Genomic DNA, 22,019 nt, shown 5'->3' with positions numbered 1-22,019 from the left:
AGAAAGTTACTTTATTCGCCCATTTTAGCGAGGATCTTATCTAAATTAACTTTAGATTTAGCCACGCTTTGCATTGGTGTTAACCCATTCGGGTATTCTTCTTGCTCTACGACTAGCCACTGAGTGGCGCCATCAACAATCAATGTTTCTATTATTTTTTGCCATGGATAATCATTTTCACCTAATATAGGACTTAAGCCATCGTTAGGATGGGTGCGAACTTTTAAGTGGGTTGCCAGGGTTCGTCCTGGGTATTTTTTAATGAAATATTCAGGATCTTTTCCTGCATAATGTACCCAACCTATATCAAGCTGCAGTGGCAGGGTATTTGGCGTATTACTGGCAATAGCGTCCCAGTATGTCGCGTTTTGGAATTGATTAAACTCCTTATTATGGTTGTGAAAACCGATGTGCATAGCATAGCGCTGAGCGATTTCATTAACCTGAACGAGTTGTTCGGTCAGAGAGGTAATTCCTTGTGGGTGCCAAGCTCTTTCATCCCAAGGTACAAATAAAATCGAGACACCAAGGGTTTTATAAAACAATAATGTGTCTGTTAAGGTGTCATCCGTTAAGGAGTCAAAGCCGATATGTGCGCTACTAGCGACTAAATTTAGCTTCGCGAGTTTGTCCTTCAGTGCACTTGGATTGTTCTTATAAGGCCCAAAGTCACCTGCAAATTCCACACCTTGAAAGCCCATATCAGCAATAGATGAAAGGGTGCCATCAAAATCCGCTTTTAAGGCATCTTTAACAGACCAAAGCTGAACACTAACGGGGAGTAGTTGTTTGCTTGTTTTTGCATAGATAGACAGCGAGTTTAAAACACAAAAAATAAACAGAATTGAAATAACATAATTAAATAATGATTTGATTTTGAACATAAAAAACACCTAGGAGGAAAAGCAGGGAATTGCTCCCTGCTTAGGGCTGGGCTAGCTAAAAAATAACTTAGCGTTAACTGGCAACTGAATCTTGATAAGCATACTCGGTCAAACCCAGTTCAGCTAAAACGCTATCTAAATGGGCTTTTGCTTCGTCAGTAGGTCCTGGGTAATCGCCTGCAATAGGCACATTGCCTAAATAGCCAATATCTTTACAACCTTGCGGTGTACAAAAGTAGGCACCAAGTACAAGGTTTTTAAAGCGTAAAAAAGCATTACCAATGCGTTGAAACTGCGCAGGGGTTTCATCATCAAAATAAGCAATATCATTTAAGATGGCTGTTTGTTGCTCTTTTTTCAATGCGACAAATGGTGCTTTATAACGCAGCACAGCCTCATCATCGATCCATGCTAAGCCGTGTAAAATAGTAACGCGGTCTTTTTGTTGACCGTTATAAGGTGAGCTTACCCACTCATCAATCACACTCGGTACATTTACCTCAGTTGCACTTGGGTTGTTACCTTCGCTAGGCACGATATAATCGGCTAACACCGCAACTAAATTTAATTGTGCTTGAGTTAATGTCAATGGCCAAGGTGATTGTGGTGGCATAACCATATTTGGATCAGTGCCATAACCTTTAGCTGTTATAGGTTGTAAATCTAAGTCAGGCCAATGTCCTTTATCACTAATTTTCTCTTCTAACGCTTTACTACATCCTGCTGAAAGTGATACGGCGGAACCTGCGGCTAATAAACCAAGCCACTTTAACGATTCACGACGTGTCATGCCGGAAATATATTTGTATGAGTCAACACGATCTTCATTATGCATGTTACAGCGCTCCTTGTTCTATTTGTTTGGCTATCCAGGTTGAATTACGCATTGCCAATGTCATGATGGTTAATGTGCAATTTTTATGTGGATTAGAGGCAAATACCCCTGCATCCATCACAAATAAGTTGTCGCAATCCCATGTTTGGCCCCATTGATTGGTCACTGAATCCTGTGCTGAGCTGCCCATGCGAGTGGTGCCTACTTCATGAATGATCTCACCACCTTTTGAAATTGCTTTTTCAGCAGCAGGTAATTTGCCCACAGTAGCCCCTAGATTTTCAAGGATCTGTTTCGCTGTTTTTAAGCCGTGCTCAATTTGTTTTAGCTCACGATCTGACCATTTGAAATGAAATTTCGAAACCGGAATGCCCCATTTATCTTTAACATTTTCATCAATTTCCATGTAGGTATCATCGTTGGGGAGCATTTCTCCGCGCAGCGCAAAGCCAACATAAGATCCATAGGCATCACGAACTTGTTGTTTTAGCTCAATACCATAACCACGTTTATCGCCAGAGACTCCAGAGCCAGGTTGATTAAAACCGCTACTGATCTCAAAGTGATAACCACGAGGAAAATCAAGCTCACCTTTGGCATGTGCTTTGTGTCCCCACCAAGGAATAAATAAATGGTTCCCAGTGTGGCCATCTTCGTTATAACGTGGGCGACCTTTTAATGCTGGAACTTGCGCACCAAGCCAAGCACCGGTTGAATCCATTAAGTTACGACCTACTTGGCCACTTGAGTTAGCTAAACCTTTGGGATGCTTGGCGTGTTTTGAATTTAGCAAAATTCGTGCGGATTCGCAGGCACTAGCAGCAAGGATCACGATATCTGCTGTCAGTGTTTTTTCAGCTACGGTTTGCTTATCTATATAAGTTACACCCGTTACTTTACCGTCATCATTAACAGCGACTGATTTAACCATTGCATCAGTAATTATTTCTAAATTCCCAGTTGCTTTTGCCATAGGTAATAATGAGGTTGTAGTTTGAAACGCCGCGCCGATTGAGCAACCATGGCCACAAGGTGTTGCATAAAAGCATGCCATACGATCATCTTTTGGCCGAGTTAATACTGCTCTGTGCATAGGTACGGCTGCGATACCCATTTTTTTCGCACTGGCAGCAATCAGTAACTCAGGAATTCGCGGCGTTGGTGGTGGCTGTAATACCCCAGGTGCAGATGGCGGCATATCATCAAGGCCGGTATTGGTGCCGCAAATACCCACTAGTTCTTCCGTGATGTCGTACCATGGTGCGATATCATCATAAGTGAAAGGCCAATCTGCGCCGTTGCCATCTTGGCTTTTACCTTTAAAATCATGTTCACTAAAGCGTAATGAGTAACGTCCCCAGTGATTAGTTCTTCCACCTAACATGCGTGCACGCCACCAGTAAAAATCAGTGCCTTTGGCGTTAGTGTAAGGCTCATCAGGAACTTGCCAGCCACCATCGACGGTTGCATCGTAAAAGCCAAAGTTTTTGTCTTTATTTCCTGCGCCCATTAAAGGAGCTTCACTGTTACGGCGAAACATTGGGCTTTCTTTTTTTGGATCGTAATCACGCCCCGCTTCAAGTAATAATACTTTATGGCCTAGTTTAGTTAAGGTATAAGCAGCCATTGCGCCACCTGCGCCGGAGCCAACAACCAGTACTTTATGATCAAATGTAGACATGCTTATAGTTCCTTAATTTTTATATTTTTAAACCACACTTTGTCACCATGATCCTGTAAACCTATGCGACCTTCCTTTGCTGTTGCGAAGTTAGACCAAGTTGCAAATTTACTGTTTTTAACCAAGGTATTCCAAGTACTACTGCCCACAACAATACTGGCAGTGCTGACATCATTTTGCCAAACTTGTAAATGGTCATTAAGCATTCTAATACGCACCGTGTTCCACTCAGTTGCAGGTTTGTGAGCTGAAGTAGGTGGCGTAAATAAATCATAAATAGAGCCAGATAAATGAGAGTCTATTTTTGTATCTGAATGACGTTCGTTATCTATAATTTGGATTTCAGGGGCGTGCGAGTAAATATATTTACCTTGCTCATCGGCAAGAACAAAAATGCCACTATTGCCAACTTCACTAATTTTCCAATCTAGTTTTAAGTCAAAATTGCGATAGACTTTTTTAGTGAGTATGTCGCCGCCGCCTTTAGTGAGTAACATTGCGCCATTGTCTATGGTCCATTTTGGGCTGAGTGTCTCACTTTTGAAGTTGCGCCAGTGCGACATATCTTTGCCATCGAACAGTAATTGCCAGCCAGCTGATTGTTCTTCTTTAGAAAGTTGGTTATCGGGTGTCTTAGCAAAAGCACTGCTACTAAAAGCCAGTGCAATTGACAACACAGAGATTGATTTAAGCATATAATACCCCTTATTTTTGTGTGTTACTTGTTGCTATTAAACGTATTTTTCAACGTTTTTATTTTTTGTTATAAACAGATGAAGACCAATAAATACAATGATCAGGACAATCGGAAAAACCAGTAGATTTTGTAATACAGCTTGTCCTGCGAGCACTTCAACTTGTTCTACACTGACACTAGTTGTTTGTGCTTGTGTTCGCGCATTATCAATCCAATGGCCTATGACGGGGTTCCAGATACTCATTGCAAACATGCCAGCTCCACCAATTAACGACATGCCAAGTGCACCTGTTTTTGGGGCATACTCAGCGACACAACCGATCATGGTTGGCCAAAAATAAGTAACGCCAACGGCAAATAGTGCTGCGGCAAGGTAGATGGTATTACCTTGCGCTTGGCTCATTAAAAATATCCCTAGTGTTGAAAAAATGGCTGAGCCCAGTAGGACACCCGATGGACTAAAGCGGTGCACAATCGGGCCCGCAAAAAACCGGCCTAATGCCATCAATCCGGTGATCAAAGCTAAAATAACCATAGGCGAAGCGCCTGACGAGCCAAGGATTTGCTCAATCCATTGCTGTGTGCCAAATTCGGTGACTGCTGTCAGTGTCATGCAAATAATGAGAAACAAATACAGCGGCGAGAGTAAGTGTTTTAAGTTGCTGGTGGTTGAATTTTGCTGTGTATCAAACTGTGGAAATTTCGCTTTAAGCATCATCGCACCATAAATAATGGTGGGCACAAGGATCAGCGAAACTTGCCATTGCCAGCTGAAGCCAGCGGATGTCATTGCATTTGAAGCTAATGCACCAATTACGATCCCGCCAGGAAACCAAACATGAAAGCGGTTTAACATAGTGGTGGTGTTTTTAGGATACATTTGGGCGATCAGTGGATTACAACCGGCTTCAACCGATCCATTGGCAAAGCCAATTAAAAAGGTAGAGATCAATAATCCCCAAAAACCATCTGCAGTGATAGTTAAAATAAGTCCGCCTAGGTGGCAAATAAACGCTAATGCAACCAACTTTTTAGCACCAATCGCGTTATAAATGATGCCCCCGAGCATGGTTGCAACCGGAAACCCTAAAAATGCCATGGCATTTACCCAACCTAGTTGTGTACCAGTGAGGCCGAACTGCTCGCCTAGTTGTCCTAAAACGCCAGCCCTTATTGCGAAAGTCATTGATGTGACAATTAATGCAATGCAGCAAAGCCGAAAAATAATACCATTATTGTTGTTATTCATTGTGTGTGACCCTGTTTATTAAATACCTAATATCCGCTTATTTCGCTGATCATTTGTGTCCATTGCGCTAAAGTCATCAAATGCTTTAGCCGTAGGGCGGATCAAATGCTCTTTTATAAATTGTGCGCCTTCTTTCGCCCCATCTTCAGGATGTTTAATGCAACACTCCCACTCCAGAACTGCCCAGCCATCAAAACCATATTGCGTTAATTTGCTAAAGATACTTTTGAAATCAATTTGGCCATCACCTAAGGAGCGAAACCGACCAGGGCGGTCTTGCCAATCTTGATAGCCACCATAAATACCGCTGCGACCATTTGGATTAAACTCTGCATCTTTGACGTGAAATGCTTTAATACGATGGTGATAAATATCAATAAATTCTAAGTAATCAAGTTGTTGTAAAATAAAATGGCTGGGATCATAAAGAATATTTACCCGTGGATGATTATTTGTCGCAGCTAAAAAGCGCTCAAACGTTACGCCATCATGTAAATCTTCCCCTGGATGAAGTTCATAGCAAACATCCACATCCATTTCATCAAAGTAGTCGAGGATTGGCAGCCAGCGTTTCGCAAGTTCTTGGAATCCTTGCTCTACCAGTCCTTTTGGACGCTGCGGCCAAGGGTAAAAAGTATGCCAAAGTAGCGCTCCTGAAAAAGTCACATGGCTTTTTAAGCGCAAATTTTTACTGGCTTTAGCGGCCATCATTAACTGATTGATGGCCCATTTAGTTCTGGCTATAGGATCACCGCGTAGTGCTTGAGGGGCAAAATTGTCAAACATGTCATCATATGCCGGATGAACGGCTACGAGCTGCCCTTGTAAATGAGTTGATAACTCTGAAATTGTAAGCCCCGCCTGCGCAGCAATACTAGTCACTTCATCGCAATAATCTTGGCTTTGGGCTGCTTTTTCTAAATCGAAAATACGAGAATTTGCAGTCGGTAGCTGAATTGCTTTGTAGCCTAAATTTGCTGCCCACTGACAAATAGTGGCAAAGCTGTTGAAAGGAGCTTCATCGCTGATGAATTGCGCTAAGAAGATCGCTGGACCTTTAATTTGTTTCATTTTTTATCCAATTTTAAATGGTTGCCACTTAGTGTCTTTGCCCGACGCTGCTACAGCATTTTCTATAAATGCCATTCCGCGAATCGCCTCTTTAATACCAGGCACGTCGAAGTCACTGTTAGATGCTGAGTATCCGGCTTTTTTTGCGTGAATTTGTTTTGCAAAATTGACATAGATATTGGCAAATGCTTCAAGGTATCCTTCTGGATGACCTGCAGGTGTTCGCAGTGAATTTTGTGCCGCAGTACTTTTTAGACCAACACCTGCACGTAATAGGGTGGTTGGCGCGTTATGACTTTTGAGCCACAAACTATTTGGTTCCATTTGTGACCACTCAAGACTTGCTTGATCGCCATAAATACGCAAATTAAGATTGTTTTCTTCTCCTAATGCAACTTGGCTGGCAAGAAGAACTCCCTTAGAGTTGTTGTTAAAGCGCAGTAAAACGGTGCCATCGTCATCGAGTGTTCTGCCTGCAACAACATGATTTAAGTCAGCGCATAGTGCGGTGATTTCTAGGCCGCTCACGTATTCAGCTAGATTTGCAGCATGCACTCCTATATCAGCTATACAACAACTAATACCGGCCTTATCAGCATCTAAACGCCATTTGGCTTGTTTGGCATTTTCATCTTCGCTGGTGGCAAGCCAACCTTGAGTGTACTCTACAATAATTTTACGAATAGCGCCCAGCTCGCCATCAGTAATACGTTGGCGTGCTTCTTTGATCATCGGATAACCAGTGTAGGTATGAGTTAATCCGTATAAACAATCACTGGCTTGCAGAGTTTTTTCTAATAACAGCGCTTGTTCTAAATTTAGGGTGGCTGGTTTATCTGATAAAACGTGAAAACCTGCTTCAATCGCACACTTTGCAATTGGGAAATGCAAATGATTTGGCGTCACTATTGCCACAAAATCAATTCGTTGATCGGCAGGTAACTTAGCTTCTTCGCTAAACATTTGTTGGTAGCTGTCATAGCAACGAGTTGGATTTATTCCTAGCATTGCAGCAGTAGCTTGGCTGCGTGTTGGATCTGAACTAAAGGAGCCTGCGACTAACTCAATTAAGCCATCTAAGCGTGCAGCAATGCGATGGATTGCACCAATAAATGCACCTTGTGCACCACCGACCATCCCCATGCGGATTTTGGCATTATTCATGAAAAAAGCTCCATGTCAGTAATCGTCTACTGAGTTTAGTTAATATCATGTTATTGATAATAGAGAATGAACAGCGTAAGGGATAATAAAAATTCGGTTGACAATGCAATAAAATCGGCGTTTTATGTATTATTATAAATTCATATTTATAGAATATATTATTATGGAAGTGCAAGGGATCATAAATAAAGCGGGTGTAAATCAACTGATCGCGGCATTTGATTTATTACCCGATATTTTGTTCTGGGTGAAGGATTCTGAGAGTCGAATTCTGTATGCAAATCAACACTTTATTGAACATCAAGGGTATAAGTCATTAGAGCAAATTTTACTGAAAACTGATTTTGATTTTTCATCCAAGCACTTAGCATTTCAATACGTCAATGACGATAAACGTGTAATGAATGGCTATGTTGTTACTGATCGTTTGGAGCTAAACCAAACCTCAAATGGTGAATTGGCCTGGTTTTCAACGTCCAAAAAAGCAATTTTAGCTGACGATGGTCAAATACTGGGCACCTATGGCGTTACACGACATTTACAAAAAACATCAAAGGCTTTGTCGCATGTAAGAGCGATTGAAGGGCCAGTAAATTATATACGTGAACACTATCATCGCAATATCTGTATTGAAGAACTTGCCGAGCTTGCTCATTTATCGGTAAGTGCGTTAGAGCGGCGTTTTAAAAAACATTTAGCAAAAACACCTAATCAATTTATTAATGAAATACGTTTAGAAAACGCACGTAAGCTACTTGTTGAAACTCGTTTACCTATTTCACAAATAGCCTATCAATGCGGTTTTTCTGAGCCTAGCTATTTTAGTAAACAATTCAGACGCTTATTTGGTGAGATCCCCTCGCAAATGCGCGACCAAATTGAGTCCTAAGCCAGCCGTTTGGCTAATTGAATAGCGCCTTGCTCGGGCAGGTAATGCGCATCACATAGATAACCTTGTGCTTTGGTAGATAACCAAGGAGTAATTTTCTCGGCTGTGCCTCCCATTAATGTAATGTTGTGATAGCCGTGGCTAACTAAATGATCGATATAACGGGTAATATAGCGCGCTGCTTGCTCTAAAATAATAATGGTCCAAGGATCATCTTGCATTGCGAAAACTAAAGGCGCAAAACCGGCAAAGTAAGCGGGTTTTGCATTGAGTGCTAATTCTGTCAGCTGGTTACTTGTATCACAATTAAGCTGTGCCAATAAGGTATTTATTAATGGGCTTGAGGGGGATAAGCCATCTAAAACCTCTAATGCATAACGAAATAAAGTTAAACCAATCCAGCCTCCGCTTGCGCCATCACTTAATAATAATCCATGGCCTCCTAATTCAATAACGTTACCGTTTTTTATTGCTCCAGCACAAAAGCCAGTGCCTAAAATAATAATCGCACCACTGTTATCACCATGGGCACCTTGGCAGGCTATGTGTAAGTCAGTTGAAAAGTTAAATTGTGCAAATGGATGCTGCCACTGTGCCATCTTTTTATTTGCACCGGCAATGCCAGCGCCAGCGAGTCCTGCATAGGCATAAATTGCCCCAAGTGTTGATAGCCCTAAACCAGCCTGTTGTAATGCGTGTGTTGTTGCATCAATAATGGATTGCTGCGCCACTTCAACAGAGGTTGCAATATTTGCTGCACCGCTTACTGCCTCTGCAAGTAGGGTGCCTTGTGCGTTTTCAAGCCTGACTCGGCATTTTGTACCGCCGCCATCAATACCTAAATACAGCGGCGGTTGAAAGTGGTTAGTCATTTTTAGCCTGCTCGTTAGTTCGTTGATTTAAAATTGCGTTAATTAATAACGGATCCACCCAGCCATCCTTGTTGTGTACGCCGGAGTAGGCATGTAGTGACACTAAATTATTGTTGGCAAGTTGCCAAAGTGTACTTGCATTATCAGTGGTTACGCCACCACCAATAACAATTTCTATCTGATCATTGGCGTGGCTAATGATTGTTTGTAAATGATTAAGACCTTGCATAACGCCTTTATCATCAGTCCATTTAGTGCCATTTGTGAGGATACGATCAATGCCCAGTTCAGTTAATAGGCCAATTGCCTGTTCGCTGTCTGCTATACAATCAAAAGCGCGATGAAATGTCGTTGCTAAATTATATTTATGTGCGCAGGCAATAAGCGATGTGGTAGCTGCGATATCAACGTCATTGGCGTTTAGCGCACCAAAAACAACACCGGTAGCACCTGCGTGCGCCGCGTGTGCTATTTGTGTAAGCATTAGCTTCAGTATTGTTGCATCAACAATAAATTGATTCGCAACAGGTCGTATCATGATAAGCAACTCGCCTTCTGAAGGCATTGCATGAGCTGCAATAGTCATTGCTGTTGCACTAGGAGTGAGACCTTCAAGTTGCATTGTGCTGCAAAGTTCAATTCTAGAGGCGCCAGCTGTAAATGCGTTTTTTACATTATCAGCTAACTGAATATGATCATCTGCGTTTAAACAGACTTCTAAATTTTTACGCATTGTTTCGTTCCAAAATACCAGCGATGTTGTTAACAATAAAATATTTAATAATAGTTGATACTATCAGAATAAATAAAACTCAGTTATAAATCAGTTGTTTATTTTTGTTTTTTACTTTTCATGAATATGAAAAGTGTTTTTATATGCCATTAATTTAAGTTGATGACTATAAACTAGCTCAGCACTGATTGGATCTTTTTTTAACCTTAACGCCGATTTTGTCCTAGAGGCAACCGAATTTCTATTATCACTTTCTTCGACAGAACCCTATTCTTGAAAAGCAGTTTAACAAGCTATTAACCCAGTTCTGAAATGCCTTAAGGTTTACCCACAGGGATTATCATGGGTTTTAAAGTGCTTTAACACAACTAACCACACACAATAATACTGGAGATAAACATGACCAATAATAAGAACAGTCGTGAATCGGCGGATCTTGCACGGCGGTTTAAGAAATCCGCGCTGCTGCTAGCGTTGATGGCAAACTGTCATGGCGTATACGCACAAGAAGAACAAAAAGCACCAGAAAACGACCTAGAAGTAATTGAAGTTAGGGGCATTCGCGCATCGGCAGCTGAAAACTTAGCGATTAAGCGGTTGTCTAATGCAACCGTTGACGCCATTACCGCAGAAGATATTGGTAAGTTCCCAGATAAGAATGTGGCGGACTCATTGCAACGTGTGCCAGGGGTCATTATACAACGGGATGGCGGTGAGGGCGCCTCTGTCAGTATTCGTGGTTTATCATCGGACTTAACCTTCACCCAATTAAATGGCAACTTTATAGCATCGTCGCCCGGTGAACCATCGCGTTCATTTTCATACGCATTATTACCTGCAACTATGATCCAACGCGTTGAAGTATATAAATCTTCAGAAGCTCGCCTTGATGAGGGCGGAATCGGCGGTACGGTCTTGTTGTATAGCCGCAAGCCTCTAGATATGGATAAAAACTCTGGGATCATTAATTTTGAAACCAGTAATTCTGATATTACCGATAAGTATGAACCTCAATTTAGCGGTATTTATTCATGGAAAAATGATGATGAAGACTTTGGGGTTTTAGTGGGTTATACAAAACAAGACCGCACTAATCGCTCACAAAGCTCGCGTATCAATATCATGAATAAAAATTATCTTTATTCTGAAATGAAAGATAATCAAATGGTTGAGGGGGGGGCACAAGGTTATGCTGCACAAAGTATGGTTCAGGAAGTCTTAAACGAAGAGCGAAATCGAACCGGGATCCAGTTTACTACTCAATGGCGACCAACTAGTAACTTAGAGCTTGGCTTTAATTATTTTAATTTTAAATTGGGCCAAGACTCAATTTTAAATCAATTAGAATACCCAGAATGGAACAATAACGATAATTTCTGGACCGATGTCCGTGTTGATGAAGAGTCTCAGTTTGTTACAGGTATAGACTACTCTGTTGGTGCATCAGGCACTCAGGCTGTTTCTCCTATCCCACGTATTAATGGTGAATATACGATTGAAGAATCCAGCTCTGATACATATGATTTTTATGCTAAATACGAAGGTGATAATTACAACGTTAAGCTAGTGCTGGGCCATACCGAAGCTGAAGGTGGCCCTTCACAAAAGTATCGTGCCGCTTATTATGCAAATGAATCCTCGCTTTACTATGGTTACGATTTTTCTGATGGGCGCATGACCACCTATATGGATCCAAGTATGATCAGTAACTTGGCTGCAGGCATTGGTGGCGAACCCGATGTAACAGCCACCGATTCTAGTTTTGTGACCGGTACTCAAGAAGAAGATTACGGACAGATTGATTTTGACTATTTTGTGGATTATGGCGTAATTGAAACGTTGCATTTTGGTGCGAAATATCGCAAAGGTAAAATTCATCGCGATACTCGCAACAGCTTTTATCTCTCTCCAGATTTTGATATAGCAAAAGGTGAAGCTGAAGGCACCATTGATTTAGATGATGATTATTCTAAAAATGGCGGCATACCGGATATTGCAGATTTAATTTATTCAGATTCATTAGGTAACTTGTCTGATGTAATTAATACGAACTTATTCCCAGCCGTAAACTGGCATAAATACCAAGATTACCTGAATGAAAACTTTGTTCATTATACGCGTATAGAACCTAACTATGTTTATAGTGTTGAAGAAGAAATTACAGCGGCTTATGTGCAAGCTGATTATCGTTTTTCACAAGTACGGGGTAACTTGGGTGTACGCGTAGTGCGCACCAAAACGACCACCGGATCATCAGATAAAATCACCTACCGATTAGATTGGAAAGACGACAATGGCAATGAATTACCAATCGACCAACAACGTGTAGAAGACTTTGTTTTTATTGAAAAAGAGAGTACAGAAACGAAGGTGCTTCCCAGCTTTAATATAGTCTGGGATATCGATGACAACTGGGTACTACGTGGAGCGGCATCACAAACCATGGCTCGTCCTGGTTATGATGATTTAGGCCAGTTTCAGACTTTAACGTACACGTCGAATGAATACTCAACGGATCGCTCATCGGCAGACAATTTTGATGCAATTATTGATGGCGAAGGGTGGACAGGATCCGGTGGTAATAACCAGCTAGCGCCATTTGAGTCAACCCAATTTGATATGTCTTTAGAATACTACTACGGAGCTGGCTCTGGCTTTGGTATTGCGTTATTTAAAAAAGATGTTGATAACTTTGTTGTGCCTTTAATAATTGATGTTACCCGCAGTGCACCGGACATTTCATTTAATTTACCCAACGCAGGTGATGAGCAAGTAAATGTCAGTGGCGACAATTTTGCAGTTAGGGATTTTAGCACTGTAGCTAATGGTACGAATGCTTCTTCTGAAGGTGCTGAATTTTTTATCCAACACTTCTTTGATAATGGCTTTGGTCTTTATGCTAATTATACCCGCAATAACACTAATCAAGCCAATGTAGAGCTTGATGGCGAAAAGGTGGGAGAGTCGCCTTTGATAGGTAGTTCTAAATACCAAATGAATTTATCGGTATTTTATGAAGATGACTTATTCAGTGTTCGCGCCTCATACAATAAGCGCGGTCCAACGGTTCAAGGCTACAACGCCTCATGGGAAATGAACTATTACAATGAAGCCTATGATCAGGTAGACGTCAATGCAAGTTATAACTTGACTGATGCTCTCGTGTTATCTGCTTCCGTTATTAACCTCACTCAATCAGATACTTACATGCATCTAGGTGACGATACTAAAAACCGCTTTATTCAAAATGCATACAGTGGTCGTCGTTTTTACGCAGGTGCAACTTACCGCTTTTAATAGCGCAAGGTGAGACGGAACAAATAACCAAGAATCGTATAGAGGAATAAACATGAATAAGCCCAAACTTAGTAAAATATCTAGCATTATGCTGGTAGCAATGATCGGCCTATCAGGGTGTGGTGGAGCTGATGATCCGGATCCGACTGATATCCCAGCAAAAATTGATATTACCTCTGCTGATATTGCCGGTAGTGCAGTGAAAGGGACATTAGGTTTCGCAACGGTCACTGTAAAGCAAATGAATGGCTCAGATATTAAGGTGACATCTAACAGTCAAACCGATGCTGCTGGTATGGTAAATCTGAGCATAGAAAGTCAACAAGGCTTTGGTATTAACGGTATGTTTAAGATGACCGTTAATACGGATGCTAACTCAACGATGATCTGTGATGCGCCCAGCTGTGCTGAACACCTAATCGGTGAACAGCTCAGTGGCACTGAGATTGCTGACCTGCAGTTAGCGACTTTAACATATGTTGATGTGCCTTTCGCATCCACAAGTGATGGCGTAGCAGACGCTAATTTTCAAGTAAATGCTTTAACTACAACCGCTACTAACTTAGTTGAGCAAGGTATTGTCAATGGTTTAAATGTAGCTGTGCGTGAGTTATATGAATTAGCTTTATTGGATAACTCGCGTTTAGTACTAAAAGCACTGGGGATCGACAGTAAAGCCAATGTATTTAAAACCCAATTGATCAGTGCCGAAAGCTACGATAATTTTGTAGTAGGCCAAGATTGCGATAGTGAAGGTAATTGTATTGACCAATTGGCCGACATTAATATTATTAAACTTTCTTTAGCTAACGCAGTATTTGCAAGTATTAGTAAAGATGAAACTGTCGCGGGTGTTATTAACGAACTTATTAGCGCGATTAACTTAGCCAATGACGGGGATGTAGTCGCTTTACAGCCATTGCGTGAGCGAATGTTGAAAACCATTGCTGGTTTTCCTTACCTAGATAAATTAGCGCTATCAGCTGAGGATGTCATTGATGTTGCGCTCCCTTTTCTTGAAAGTGTCGCATCTAGTGGCCCTGTTAAAGAAATTACCAATGCTGAAAATCTTGCTACAGCAACGATCACAGCTCGTAATCGCATAAGTGACAACGAAGCTGAAAGTAAAGCATTTGATGGTGATACGAATACCAAGTGGCTTGATCATAATGATTGGTCAGGTGCGCCAAGTGAGCAAGACCCATCTTGGATCCAAGTTGATTTCGCTGAAAAACATGCTGTTAATAGCGTGTTCATTACGAGTGCTAATGATGCTGAGTCTCGAGATCCTCAAAACTTTAATATTCAAGGTTCTGTCGATGGCGAAAACTGGCTAACCTTGGCTAAATTTATTGGTGAGAACTTTGATGAGCGTTTCCAACGACGTGAGTTTCGTTTTGACAATGGTTTAGAATTTTACTCATATCGTTTAAATATCACTAAAAATAGAGGTGATGATGGTTTAATGCAGTTATCAGAGATTGCTTTTGTGGGGCCTATAAATGCAAGTGTTGATCACGCAGAACCAATTGGCAGTGCTGTAATATCTGCAAGTGCAGGTGAGAGTTATGCACTGGCATTTGATAATAATGACGACACAAGTTGGGTCTCTGATGTGCCTTCAACTGAAGTACCCGTTTCGATAACAGCTACGCTCGCACAAGCCGCTGCCGTTGATAAGTTAGTACTGATCTCAGATGCTCAAAACGCAGATGGTGATCCCGCTACATTTTCACTTGCTGCAAGTAATGATGATGGGCAAACATGGGTTCATTTAGCTGATTATTCAGATGAAAAATTTGAACGTCGTGGTGAAAGGTTATCGTTTGCGACCAATAATACACTGGCATTTTCTAGCTATCGTTTAAGCATAACTAAAACTGCCGCTGACGCTGAGTTAAAAATTGCTGAGATTGCCTTGGTAGGACCTAAAGTGGCAGATTTAAATCATGCTTTATCAGCCGATGCAATAATTACCGTTCGTAACCAGATTGGTGATGGTGAGGCGGGTGTTAAAGCGTTCGATGGTAGTGTTGATAGCAAATGGTTGGACCATAATGATTGGGCTGGCGCGCCAAGCGCTGAAAATCCATCTTGGGCAATGGTTCAGTTCACTACTACGACAGCGGTTAATAAGCTGGCACTAACAAGTGCAAACGATGCTGACTCACGCGATCCGCAAAACTTTAACTTAGCAGCGTCAAATGACGGTGAAAATTGGATCACACTTGGTGCTTGGTTAGGTGAGAACTTTGAGCAGCGTTTTCAACGTCGTGTTTTCACTTTTAGTAACGATTTAGGTTTTAGTTTTTATCGCTTCAATATAACTAAAAACCGTGGCGACGATACGCTGATGCAAATAGCAGAGATCGAGCTAATAGGTCCGCAGGTTGCTTCAGTTGATCATTCTGCAACTGCCTCATCAGTCCTTGCAGGTACTGGCGAGCAAGAGGGAGTGGTAGAAAGTAATGCAACGGATGATGATAAAGCGACGGTATGGACGGCAGCCACTGAAACTATGCCTGTATGGCTTGATGTTGCATTACCTCAAGCACAGATTGTCACTAATATCGCAATCACGAATGGCAGTGATGGTAACAACAAAGATCCGAAAAACTTCACCTTACAAGGCTCAAATGATGGCGGTAAAACATGGTTAGAAATAGCGAGCTTTAAAGACGAGGAATTTGAACAATTGAATCAACGACGTCTCTTTACAATAGGGAATGGTTTTGCCTTTAGCTTATATCGCTTAAGTATTAGTGCTAACAATGGTGATGCTCAGCAAGTTCACGTTTCTGAACTTGAACTAATAGGCCCACTGCAACCATTTTAGTTTTGATTGTTTGGTAGCTTGTGGGTGCTAAATAGCGCTTCAAGCTACCTATTTTTAGGTGAAACGGTAAATAATATGTTGTTTAAGAATAAACTTTCGCGATTAAATAGGTGCTCGGCCATTTTAATAAGCCTTTTATTATGCAGTTTTTATGTGACTGCTGGATCTGCAGCCGGATCACAACAGCGTGGTCTGCATATATTTTATTACAGTTGGTATGGCAACTTAAAAGTTGATGGTCAATGGGCGCACTGGAATCATCAGGTATTACCTTACGGTGATCAACCTATTGTTGGACGTAAAGGCTACCCTGGCGGCGATGACATTGGTGCTAATTTTTATCCTGAATTAGGTACTTACAGTGCAAACGACGAAGCACTTATGGATACCCATTTAGCGATGATGAAACAAGCAGGAGTTAGCGTAATTATATTAAGCTGGTGGGGCGATAGCGATTTTGGTACCAGTTCAGTGCCAGTTTTTATGGATAAAGCCGCTAAAATCGGCCTTAAAGTTAACTTCCATATTGAACCTATCTATCACAGTGCGGCTGAATTTTTACAGGTAGTAAAACAGCTAGATCAGCGCTTTGGGCAACATCCCGCTTTATATCATTACCAAGGCAAGCCATTATATTATGTTTATGACTCATACAAAATGCCAATCAGTGAATGGCAGAAAGTGTTGCTACCAAAAGGCGAATTAACAGTCAGAGGTAAAACGTATGATGCTAACTTTATAGGGCTGTGGGTTGATGAAGGTGAGGAGTCATTCTTTTTAAACAGTGGTATGGATGGCTTTTATACCTACTTTGCTGTTGATGGGTTTGTTTATGGCAGTACCACTAAAAACTGGCCATACCTAGCTAAATGGGCAAAGCAACACAATAAACTATTTATTCCAAGTGTCGGTCCTGGGTATGCAGACGATAGGATTCGTCCGTGGAACAAAAAAAACTTCAGAGCACGCGAAGCTGGAAAGTACTACGACACGATGTTTAAAAAAGCAATTGCAGTGGCTCCAACCTTTATCGGAGTGACCTCATTTAATGAATGGCACGAAGGGACTCAGATCGAGCCTGCGATTGAGAAGCAAGTGGGTGACTATAAGTATCTTGATTACGGCCCTTTAGCTGCTGATTACTATTTAAAACGAACTCATTATTGGAGTGAACGTTTTCAACAGTCTTTAAATATACGCTCAGTTAAAGATTAAACAGATATACCAACCCTATATGCAAGTCGTGGTTAAATTAAATCGCTTGCTTTTGATTTACAGCCGATGCTCGCAAATTTAATGAGGAACAATAATGATCACTAACAGACGTGACTTTTTAAAGTTATCAGCTATTTCAAGTGCTGTTGCATTAATACCGTTTAAGACAGTAGCTAAAAGTAAAGTTAATAAGCCTATCGTCGTCTCAACGTGGCAACATGGTATAGCGGCTAATAAAGCCGCGTGGCAGGTACTTGCTGAGCATGGTAAAGCCATTGATGCTGTGGAAGCCGGTGTGCGAATTCCTGAAGCAGACCCGAATGTGATGACAGTAGGATATGGTGGTTATCCAGACAGAGAAGGGAACGTTACCCTCGATGCCTGCATTATGGATGAAAATCAAAACTGCGGCTCTGTTGCATGTTTACAACATATTAAGCATCCCATCTCGGTTGCCCGGTTAGTGATGGATAACACCCCGCATGTGATGTTAGTAGGTGAAGGGGCGCTGCAATTTGCTAAATCACAAGGGTTTATAGAAGAAAACTTATTAACCCCGCAAGCTAAAAAGGCCTGGCAAGATTGGCTGGTGGAATCAAAATATGCGCCCGTGATCAATATTGAAAACCATGACACAATCGGCATGTTAGCGCTTGATAGTAGTGGCGATTTATCTGGGGCGTGTACCACTAGTGGCGCGGCCTTTAAAATGTCAGGCAGAGTAGGTGATTCGCCCATTATAGGTGCAGGTTTGTACGTTGATAATGAAGTCGGTGCTGCAACGGCAACGGGCATGGGCGAGTTGATGATAAAAACGGTAGGCTGCCATTTAGTAGTTGAAATGATGCGCCAAGGTATGACACCTACTCAAGCGTGTAAGGCCGCAGTTGAGCGAATTGCTCATAAGCTGGGTGATTATAAACAGTTTCAAGTCGGTTTTTTAGCCTTGAGTAAATCTGGTGAATATGGCTCTTATTGTATTCAACCTGGTTTTAATTATGCAGTAACCTCTAAGACAGGAAGTAAATTACTAGATGCGGCGAGTATTTTGTGAATTATTAAGGAACTAACGGAATTTTTAATTATGATTTTATTGAATAATTTTATATAAATTAAAGAGTGAATATTTACCGTTTAAATTGTTTTTTATTGTGGTTTACGCCGATTTTATACTGATTCACACCGAAAATATATTATCACTTTATATACAGTAACCTTATCCTAACTGTGACCTTTACAATTTATTAACCGCATGAGTTAGTGGCTGTAAAGATATAATAAATCACTCGACGTAACTAGAAATTTGCTGAGTGAAATATAACACACACAATGATGGAGATTGGTATGGCTGATAATAGTAACATTAATAAATCAACTGAACTTTCACGAAAATTTAATAGATCAGTATTATTTTTAGCATTAATGGCTGCTTGCAATGTCGCGTATGCAGATCAAAAAGATAATCAAAATAACGATGACTTTGAAGTGATTGAAGTTCGTGGAATACGCTCATCAGCAGCACAAAACCTTGCGATTAAAAGGCTATCTACAGCAAATGTCGATGCAATTACAGCTGAAGATATTGGTAAATTTCCAGATAAGAACGTCGCAGATTCGTTACAGCGAGTTCCTGGTGTACTTATTGATCGCGACGGTGGTGAAGGCAGTCGAGTCAGTATTCGTGGCACATCTCCAGATTGGACACTAACCCAACTCAATGGTAATTACCTTGCTTCATCAGATACAGGCGTACCGAGTAGAAGCTTCAATTATGCGCTATTACCAGCCAGTATGATTAGTAGCGTGGAAGTTTATAAAAGTGCAGAAGCGCGTATAGATGAAGGGGGGATTGGTGGGACTGTTATTTTAAATACTCGCAAGCCTCTTGAGATGGATCAAAATTCAGGCGCTTTAAGTGTTGAAGCAACTTACGATGATGTTTCTGAGGACTTACAACCTCAACTTAATATACTTTATTCATGGAAGAATGATGATGAAAGTTTCGGTATTTTAGCCGGCTATACACGACAAGATAGAACTGTTACAACAGTCTCTAATGTAGCGTCGGGTTGGCGTTTTTACTCAGATACAGTTGAAGGTGCAGATCAGTCAGCAATTGTCGATCAAGCAACAGGTGAGGTTTATAACAATGTGTGGGCACCATCGGGTATGCATGTAAAAAATGCTAACCAAGATCGAACACGTGATGGTTATCAGCTTGCTATCCAATGGATGCCAACAGATAGGTTAGACCTAAATTTTAACTATTTTGGCGCTAAGCTTGGTTATGATCAAACTGGACAAGAAGTGTTTTTCGCTGAATGGAATGATAATCACAATCCATATTTCGGGGTTAAGCTAGATGGAGACACTGTTGTTGCTTATGGAAATGCAGATAATGGTCTATTAAATGATAATAATTTTGGGGATGCTGATGTTAACGATGGTGTTCCAGTAAGGCGTGGGCTTTTATCACCTCAATTGACTGCAAGAGAACGTTTTGGTGAATCAAAATCAAACTCTTTTGATTTTGATGCGACTTATTATGGAAATGGTTATTCACTTTCAGTCCAAGTTGGTCATACCGAAGCTAAAGGTGGTACATCAAAAGAAACTTACGCAAACATAGATGCTCGCCAAGGTTCAGTTAACAGTTGGTTTTTTAATATAGAAAATGGTAAGCCTAGCTACGAAGTTTCCACAGATTTATCAAAAGATAAACAAGCATACCAATACTATGATTGGTTTGATTCTTATTCATCAGAAAATAAAGACTCTGAAGATTACATTCAATCGGATCTTAAAATAGATTTTGATGGTGATTTTTTTACCAGTTTTTTTGTCGGAGCAAAGTATCGACAACATGAAATTAAAGGTATAAGAAATGATTTTCGTTGGGATGATGGCATCGCTGATAACGGTGGTTACCGAGGTTATTTATCTGGTAATGAATGGTTTCACAATCCTGACTTTCATCCAGACGCAGAAAGTTTAGTAAGTGATACCATTATTGATAACAGTGCCGGAAACACTGGTGCTTTTGATTTCCTTGCCTTTGATTTCGCTGCTTTAGAACAGTATCTTTTAAATAACTTTAGCCCAACTGTAGTTCCAACATTATCTGGAACGTATACCTTAGAGGAAAATATTTGGTCGGTCTATGCACAAAGTAATTTTCAATGGCGTGATTTGAGGGGGAACTTTGGCGTTCGTTACGTTAATACTGAACTAAGTACATTAACTTATGATGATGTAATAGGCCAAGATAGTAATGATACGGCCCCTAATGAGCGCTCAAGTGACGATGGGGAATGGCTCCCTAGCTTGAATTTAGCATGGGATGTGAACGATGATATTGTTGTGCGTTTTGCTGCAGCACGCGCTATGTCACGTGTCAGTTATTCAGATTTGAGCCAAGCTGAGTCGTATGGGCCACCGGTTAATATAAACTCACCCGATTCTTGGACTGGGCGTGGTAGAGGCACTTCGGTTAATACAGGTTTAGATCCTATGCTGTCAGATCAGCTCGATTTAGGCGTTGAATGGTATTATGGTGACGGCTCTGCTTTGGGTGCTACATTATTCAATAAGGATATTTCTAACTTGCCTATTTCTTCTCTCGAAATTGTACAACGTGAGCACGATTGCTGTAATGGGCCGATTGAAGTGGAAATGAATACTAAAGTGGGGGGAGGTGAAGCTCAGTCAACAGGTATAGAACTTTTTTTCCAACATTCATTTGAAAGTGGATTTGGTGTTTTAGCTAACTACACATTTACGGACACTAGCACCAGCGAAGTTACCAATGAGGGTGAAAAAACAGATGCTGAAATCCCAGGAACAGCCAAACACCAATATAATCTTTCAGTGTATTTTGAAAATGATGACTTTAGTGTAAGGGCATCTTATAACTGGAAAGATGATCGTGCAAATGGCATCCATAAAGGTTACAACATGTATACGAAAGATTATGGTCAGTTAGATGTTAATGCGGCTTATAGTTTGACTGAGCAGTTGTCATTAACAGCCTCTGTGGTTAACTTAGCTGAGGAAGTTGAGGAAGGTTATTGGAAACAAAGTAATCGCTTTACTTATAACCAGTATTCAGGACGACGCTTTTATTTAGGTGCTAATTATAGTTTCTAAAAATTATAATTTATAATATAAATTTAAAGGGTATTCTTTAGTTGGGATGCCTGTTTTATTTAAATTGCAAGGTTTATTAATCAGACTTTAATTAAATAATAAAGCTAAGTAGTTAAAATAAACATTAGATTTTTTATGCTATTAAAATGTGAAAAGGGCGCTGTAATAGCGCCCTTTTAGTTATTTCTTTTCTTTCTCTTCGTCAGGTAAAGTGACGTTGAGTTCTAATACCGCTAAGTCATCTTCGTTTTGATCGAATTGGACTTGAACCGCGTCATTACTGATGTTGACGTATTTACGGATAACATCAAGAATATCCTGTTTCAATTGTGGCAAGTAATCAGGTGTACCACGCTGTGAGCGCTCATGCGCAACAATGATCTGCAATCGCTCTTTTGCTAGTGACGCTGTATTTTTCTTTTCTGAGCGGAAGTAGTCAAGTAGTGACAC

At 40.9% G+C, this 22,019-nt stretch carries 16 protein-coding genes; 6 read left to right on the top strand and 10 right to left on the bottom strand.

The annotated features are described in order from the left end of the window. Window positions 1-11: 11 nt before the first annotated feature. The 7 genes from H5186_RS04960 to H5186_RS04930 form a co-directional block, all read right to left on the bottom strand. Complete coding sequence (locus H5186_RS04960) at window positions 12-884, bottom strand: sugar phosphate isomerase/epimerase (protein ID WP_182794200.1); 873 nt, start codon at window positions 882-884, stop codon at window positions 12-14. Window positions 885-957: 73 nt separating this feature from the next. After that, on the bottom strand, window positions 958-1,719 hold the full coding sequence (locus tag H5186_RS04955) for a gluconate 2-dehydrogenase subunit 3 family protein (protein WP_145235681.1): 762 nt from the start codon (window positions 1,717-1,719) through the stop codon (window positions 958-960). Between the two features lies 1 nt (window position 1,720). Beyond that, a complete protein-coding gene (locus tag H5186_RS04950) occupies window positions 1,721-3,400 on the bottom strand; it encodes a GMC family oxidoreductase (RefSeq protein WP_182794199.1) in 1,680 nt (559 codons plus the stop codon). A 2-nt stretch (window positions 3,401-3,402) separates the two neighbouring features. Continuing rightward, window positions 3,403-4,095 carry a DUF1080 domain-containing protein gene (locus H5186_RS04945; protein ID WP_182794198.1) on the bottom strand — a complete coding sequence of 231 codons (693 nt, stop codon included), beginning with the start codon at window positions 4,093-4,095 and terminating at the stop codon, window positions 3,403-3,405. 36 nt (window positions 4,096-4,131) lie between these two features. Continuing rightward, window positions 4,132-5,346, bottom strand: coding sequence for a sugar MFS transporter (locus H5186_RS04940; RefSeq protein ID WP_182761056.1), 1,215 nt, complete (start codon window positions 5,344-5,346; stop codon window positions 4,132-4,134). Between the two features lie 18 nt (window positions 5,347-5,364). Beyond that, on the bottom strand, window positions 5,365-6,417 hold the full coding sequence (locus tag H5186_RS04935) for a sugar phosphate isomerase/epimerase (protein WP_182794197.1): 1,053 nt from the start codon (window positions 6,415-6,417) through the stop codon (window positions 5,365-5,367). Between the two features lie 3 nt (window positions 6,418-6,420). Then, complete coding sequence (locus tag H5186_RS04930) at window positions 6,421-7,581, bottom strand: Gfo/Idh/MocA family protein (RefSeq protein ID WP_182794196.1); 1,161 nt, start codon at window positions 7,579-7,581, stop codon at window positions 6,421-6,423. Between the two features lie 163 nt (window positions 7,582-7,744). Between H5186_RS04930 and H5186_RS04925 the strand changes: the two genes are divergently transcribed. Beyond that, a complete protein-coding gene (locus H5186_RS04925; protein ID WP_182794209.1) occupies window positions 7,745-8,470 on the top strand; it encodes an AraC family transcriptional regulator in 726 nt (241 codons plus the stop codon). Here the strand turns inward: H5186_RS04925 and H5186_RS04920 are convergent. Beyond that, window positions 8,467-9,342, bottom strand: coding sequence for a BadF/BadG/BcrA/BcrD ATPase family protein (locus H5186_RS04920; protein WP_182718788.1), 876 nt, complete (start codon window positions 9,340-9,342; stop codon window positions 8,467-8,469). The genes H5186_RS04925 and H5186_RS04920 overlap by 4 nt on opposite strands. Then, window positions 9,335-10,075: a copper homeostasis protein CutC gene (locus H5186_RS04915; RefSeq protein WP_182794195.1), complete on the bottom strand. Its 741-nt coding sequence runs from the start codon at window positions 10,073-10,075 to the stop codon at window positions 9,335-9,337. Before H5186_RS04915 ends, H5186_RS04920 begins: the two co-directional genes overlap by 8 nt. A 399-nt stretch (window positions 10,076-10,474) precedes the next feature. On the opposite strand from H5186_RS04915, the gene H5186_RS04910 reads away from it, so the two are divergent. From H5186_RS04910 to H5186_RS04890, 5 genes are all read left to right on the top strand, one after another. Next, the gene (locus H5186_RS04910; protein WP_182794194.1) at window positions 10,475-13,372 is read left to right on the top strand and encodes a TonB-dependent receptor; all 2,898 of its coding nucleotides are present in this window, start codon (window positions 10,475-10,477) and stop codon (window positions 13,370-13,372) included. A gap of 52 nt (window positions 13,373-13,424) precedes the next feature. Then, complete coding sequence (locus H5186_RS04905) at window positions 13,425-16,208, top strand: discoidin domain-containing protein (protein ID WP_182794193.1); 2,784 nt, start codon at window positions 13,425-13,427, stop codon at window positions 16,206-16,208. A 153-nt stretch (window positions 16,209-16,361) separates the two neighbouring features. Further along, window positions 16,362-17,423 carry an alpha-mannosidase gene (locus tag H5186_RS04900; RefSeq protein ID WP_310736618.1) on the top strand — a complete coding sequence of 354 codons (1,062 nt, stop codon included), beginning with the start codon at window positions 16,362-16,364 and terminating at the stop codon, window positions 17,421-17,423. Window positions 17,424-17,517: 94 nt separating this feature from the next. Continuing rightward, on the top strand, window positions 17,518-18,477 hold the full coding sequence (locus H5186_RS04895) for an isoaspartyl peptidase/L-asparaginase family protein (RefSeq protein WP_149980228.1): 960 nt from the start codon (window positions 17,518-17,520) through the stop codon (window positions 18,475-18,477). A 290-nt stretch (window positions 18,478-18,767) separates the two neighbouring features. Continuing rightward, window positions 18,768-21,569, top strand: a complete 2,802-nt coding sequence (locus H5186_RS04890; protein WP_182794191.1) for a TonB-dependent receptor — start codon at window positions 18,768-18,770, stop codon at window positions 21,567-21,569. Between the two features lie 180 nt (window positions 21,570-21,749). Here H5186_RS04890 and minE read toward each other — a convergent pair whose 3' ends face one another. Next, the gene (gene minE / locus H5186_RS04885; RefSeq protein WP_145235646.1) at window positions 21,750-22,019 is read right to left on the bottom strand and encodes a cell division topological specificity factor MinE; all 270 of its coding nucleotides are present in this window, start codon (window positions 22,017-22,019) and stop codon (window positions 21,750-21,752) included.

Origin of the sequence: Pseudoalteromonas sp. SG41-2, from assembly GCF_014164535.1 — a bacterium.
Classification (GTDB): domain Bacteria; phylum Pseudomonadota; class Gammaproteobacteria; order Enterobacterales; family Alteromonadaceae; genus Pseudoalteromonas; species Pseudoalteromonas rhizosphaerae.
Note: the sequence above shows the minus strand (reverse complement) of the source record. Positions and strands in the feature narration are given on the sequence as shown.